The 4,193-nt window shown below is 47.5% G+C and carries 6 protein-coding genes and 1 pseudogene; all 7 read left to right on the top strand.

Going from position 1 to position 4,193, the window contains the following annotated elements:
* Positions 1-213 (top strand): hypothetical protein (locus AB7U36_RS12595; RefSeq protein WP_428160116.1); only part of this gene is annotated, 213 nt, incomplete at its 5' end.
* A 22-nt stretch (positions 214-235) separates the two neighbouring features.
* On the top strand, positions 236-1,231 hold the full coding sequence (locus AB7U36_RS12600; protein ID WP_428160117.1) for a DUF4340 domain-containing protein: 996 nt from the start codon (positions 236-238) through the stop codon (positions 1,229-1,231).
* 3 nt (positions 1,232-1,234) lie between these two features.
* Complete coding sequence (locus AB7U36_RS12605; RefSeq protein ID WP_428160118.1) at positions 1,235-1,954, top strand: lysophospholipid acyltransferase family protein; 720 nt, start codon at positions 1,235-1,237, stop codon at positions 1,952-1,954.
* 324 nt (positions 1,955-2,278) lie between these two features.
* Positions 2,279-2,719, top strand: coding sequence for a division/cell wall cluster transcriptional repressor MraZ (gene mraZ, locus AB7U36_RS12610; protein ID WP_428160119.1), 441 nt, complete (start codon positions 2,279-2,281; stop codon positions 2,717-2,719).
* Position 2,720: 1 nt separating this feature from the next.
* Positions 2,721-3,659 carry a 16S rRNA (cytosine(1402)-N(4))-methyltransferase RsmH gene (gene rsmH, locus AB7U36_RS12615; protein ID WP_428160120.1) on the top strand — a complete coding sequence of 313 codons (939 nt, stop codon included), beginning with the start codon at positions 2,721-2,723 and terminating at the stop codon, positions 3,657-3,659.
* A 15-nt stretch (positions 3,660-3,674) separates the two neighbouring features.
* Positions 3,675-3,995 (top strand): cell division protein FtsL, encoded by a 321-nt coding sequence (locus tag AB7U36_RS12620; protein WP_428160121.1) that lies wholly within the window; start codon positions 3,675-3,677, stop codon positions 3,993-3,995.
* A pseudogene (locus AB7U36_RS12625) lies at positions 3,996-4,193 on the top strand (peptidoglycan D,D-transpeptidase FtsI family protein); the annotation flags it as partial.

Here is a 4,193-nt window from a genome sequence, read left to right on the forward strand (position 1 = left end):
GCCCTGGACCACCTCAACGGCGATGACGGCACTGCCCTTTTGAGAAGCAAACAGCAGACCCTGAACCCCATTGCAGAAACCAATCCTTTAACCAAAAACATCATCAAGGGATTCAATATTATAGGGCTTTCTGTCCTGGTTTTCCTGTTCGGCCTGGGCGTCTGGTTTTTCAGAAGCATGAAAAAGAAAAAAATTGCACGTATGTTTGGCTGATTTAATGAAATAAGGAAAAGTCATGAAAAAAGAATATATTATCCTGATTATACTGATCATCGGTTTAAGCGCCTATCTCGGTCTTAGAAAGAACGACCGGGTCCATTATGAACTGCCAACGATTCCCCAGGTGGATACAGCCCGCATTGACCGGGTGGAAATCTCCAAGGCAGACCGCCTGGTGATCCTTAATAAAGGAGAAAAGGACTGGACCGTTACCGACAAAAAATTCCCGGCAAACCCGGATGACCTAGCGCAGATGCTTGGCACCTTAAAGGAGATGAAACTGTCCGCCCTTGTATCCGGAGCCAAGGACCTTGCAAGGTATGAACTGGATGATACCCATGCCGTAACGGTCAAAGCCCTGGCCGGAAAAGAGGTGGTGCGCAACTTTGCCATCGGCAAAACAGCGCCCAGCTACAACCATACATTTATTTGCCTGGATGGCTTGTCAGATGACAAGGACCGGACCGTTTACCAGGCCAACGGTAATTTCAAAAGCCAGTTTGACAAAGAGGCGGCTGATTTCAGGGATAAAAAAGTGCTCGGGTTTGACCCGGACAGCGTGAAAAAGATCACATTGGAAACGCAGGGAAAAACCATCACCCTGGTAAAAGCCGAGGCCCTTGAAATAACAGATCAGAAAAAAGAGGAATCCACAGCAGAAAAGGCGGCCCCCAAAGAAGCGATCTGGAAAAACGAAGAGGGGTCTGTTGCGGATCAAAAGAGTATATCTGATCTTCTGTCGTCTTTGTCAAAGCTTGAATGCCTGGCCTTTATCGATGATGACAAGGCTGCCCGGTTAAAGGAGATACAGCCCTCATGTAAAATTTTACTTGAAACCGATAGCACTTTTGTTCTAAATCTGTTCGATAAAAAGGACCATCAGGATGTGGAAGGGTCTTGTTCATATACACCCTATGCGTTCACCCTGACCAGCTATAAAGCCGAAGATATTGTTTCGTACACGGATAAACTTCTGGGAATTGAACAACAGGACAGCACTGAACCCGAATAAGGAGTGAACGCTTTATTCAAAATAGCTTATCAGCCCTATAAATGGATTATTGTAATCCCGGCCATGTTTTTAAACACCCTGGTCATGGGGCTGATTTGCATCGTTGTCGGGGCTGTTTTCAACCCGGACAAGGCTGATGCCCTGGCAGTGACCTGGGCCAGGATATTTTGTGCCATTGCGCTCATACGGGCCAGAATCCAGGGCAGAAAGAATTACAATCCAAAATCGTCCTACGTGGTGGTGGCCAACCATAAAAGCATGGTGGACATCCCTGTGCTGCACGGATTTACAGGACTCACCATTAAATGGGTGATGAAAGCGGAACTTAAAAAAATTCCGGTTTTCGGCACAGCCTGCACGCTTCTTGGCTGTATTTATGTGGACAGATCCAATGGGCAGTCTGCCGTGGAATCCATTGACGCGGCCAAAAACAAGTTGTCAGACAAGGCCAGCATATTGTTTTTCGCCGAAGGGACAAGATCCAGGGGTGAGCTTCTGCCCTTTAAAAAAGGCGCGTTTGTTTTTGCCATGAATTCCGGTCTGCCGGTTTTGCCCGTAACGATTAAAAATTCAGAACATATTCTACCCTCTGATACTCTGGATCTCATGCCGGGTACGGTGGATCTGATCATCCACCCCCCGGTGCATATTCCCAACTGCACCAGGGCAGAACTGAATGAAAAAATTGATCAGATTCACCGGGCCGTAGCCAGCGCCCTTTAGTCTGTTTTAAAAAATACCCACCCAGCGCAACCCTATATTTTCCAGTCAACTTTTAATTTTCTCCATTGAAGTTTCTAATCAGATACACCAATACCCTTTGAACTTGCCTATTTAATTAAAAATTATTACATATTATTCCATTTTTTACAACCTATTGATTTTACTATAAATTTGCTTTTGAGTATCTAATAAAATCAAATAGTTAGCCGAAATCTCTATAATGTCTATTCATTTTATAGCTTGACTTATCTTATATTTTTCGTAAAAGTGGGTACAAGGTGGGTGCAAAGTGGATGTAGTTTTTTAAAAAAAAGGCTGCCCCAAGTGTTTCGATCCAGTTCCTGTCATACCATTGATGACAAAGGAAGACTCATTATCCCGGCACGATTCAGAACAGTGCTCAAGGCGGATGATGATTACGGGATTGTGGTCTCAATCAAGGACGGCTGCATCTTTGCATTTACCTTCACCGAATGGCAGGCTATTGAGGACCGTTTAAAAACGGTCAAGACGGCAGCCATGCAGAGGTTCAAACGTTTTTTTCTGGGCAATGCCTGTCCGCTGACATGCGACAAGCAGGACAGGATTTTAATTCCCCAGAATCTAAGAACCTATGCAGGGATAGACAAAGAGGTCGTTCTTGTAGGTGTTCTGGACCGGTTTGAAATTTGGGCCAAAGAGAGATGGGAGCAGGAGCAGAATACAATGGAGCAGGAGCTTGAGCGGGAGGACGTCAGAGAAGAGATTGCTTCCATAGGTTTATGATATGGGTTTTCAACATACCTCTGTCATGCCGAGTCAGGTGCATGCATATCAGAACCTTAAACCCGGAGACATCTGTGTGGACTGCACCCTCGGCGGATGCGGACACGCGGTGGCAACGCTCAAGGCCATAGGTTCCGGCGGTTTGCTGATCGGCATTGACCAGGACATGGATGCCATTACCAACGCCCGAAACGCACTTCATCCGTTCAAGGATAATGTCCGGCTGTACCATAACAACTTCAGTGATCTCCCCGATATTCTCAAAGAAGCCGGAATTAACGGGGTTAACAGCATTCTTCTTGACCTGGGCTTTTCACTCAACCAGCTGACGCAGAGCAAACGCGGGTTCAGTTTCAAAAGAGACGAACCCTTGGATATGCGGATGGATGTCCGCAACGGGTTAACCGCACACCAGGTGGTGAACACCTATTCGGAAGAACAATTGGTTGATATTTTTTTCACATACGGAGAAGAACGCTTTTCAAGACGGATGGCAAAGGCAATCGCTGCAAAAAGGGCTTGCGCCCCCATTAACACCAGCCTCGATCTGGCCAGGGTCATTGAAGAAGCCGTGCCTGCCGGTGCAAAGGCAAAGCAGAAAATTCATCCGGCCACCCGGGTGTTCCAGGCCCTGCGCATTGTGGTCAACCGGGAGCTTGAGCGCTTGGAAACATTCATGCAGGCGGTGCCGCCCATGCTGGTCAAAGGCGGGCGTATCAGCATCATCTCTTTTCACTCCCTGGAAGACCGTATTGTCAAACAACAGCTGCGCGCCTTTGAAAACGGATGCACATGTCCAAGGCAGTTTCCCAAATGCATATGCGGATTTGTGAAGCAGATGGAATCCGTCACCAGAAAACCTGTGACAGCGTATCCAGACGAGATTAAAGCAAACCCCATGGCAAGAAGCGCCAAGTTGCGGGTGGCGCAAAGACTATAAAAAGGCGATCCGACTTTGAACACACCACAAAAACGGGGACAACAGATCAATTCTCTCCAGAACCGTAAAGGACTGCTGTGGTTTTTCCTGATCATGGTGCTGGCAGCCGAACTCATTTGCAACGCCTGGATCAGAAGCGAATCCAGTCAGGCCATGATCATGATTGCAAAAACTGAAAGCCAGATCCGGGACATGGCAGATTACCGCCAGGCCTTAAGCGTGGAAATAGCGCGCCTTAAATCCGACGCACGGATCTCCCGTATTGCCCGCACCCGGTTAGGACTGACACCGGACATCTTTAATCAAACCATTTACCTGCCCCAAGGAACGAACTAAATGGCGGCAAACCCTTGTGAAAAAATCGGCTTACGGATTCTTTTTGTCCGTTTTTTTCTGCTGCTGTGCCTGGTGGGCATTGTCATCCGCTCCTTTGACATCCAGATTCTCCAGGGTCATACGCTTAGGAAAAAAGCTGAAAACACCTATGTCAGACGGATCACCATCCAGGGAGACCGGGGACTGATCCTTGACCGC

It is taken from the genome of Desulfobacter sp., from assembly GCF_050177295.1.

What these genes read in the sequence shown, in the direction of transcription:
- AB7U36_RS12600 (WP_428160117.1), top strand. Translation starts at nt 236, where the DNA reads ATGAAAAAAGAATATATTATCCTGATTATACTGATCATCGGTTTAAGC.
- rsmH (WP_428160120.1), top strand. Translation starts at nt 2,721, where the DNA reads ATGGGTTTTCAACATACCTCTGTCATGCCGAGTCAGGTGCATGCATAT.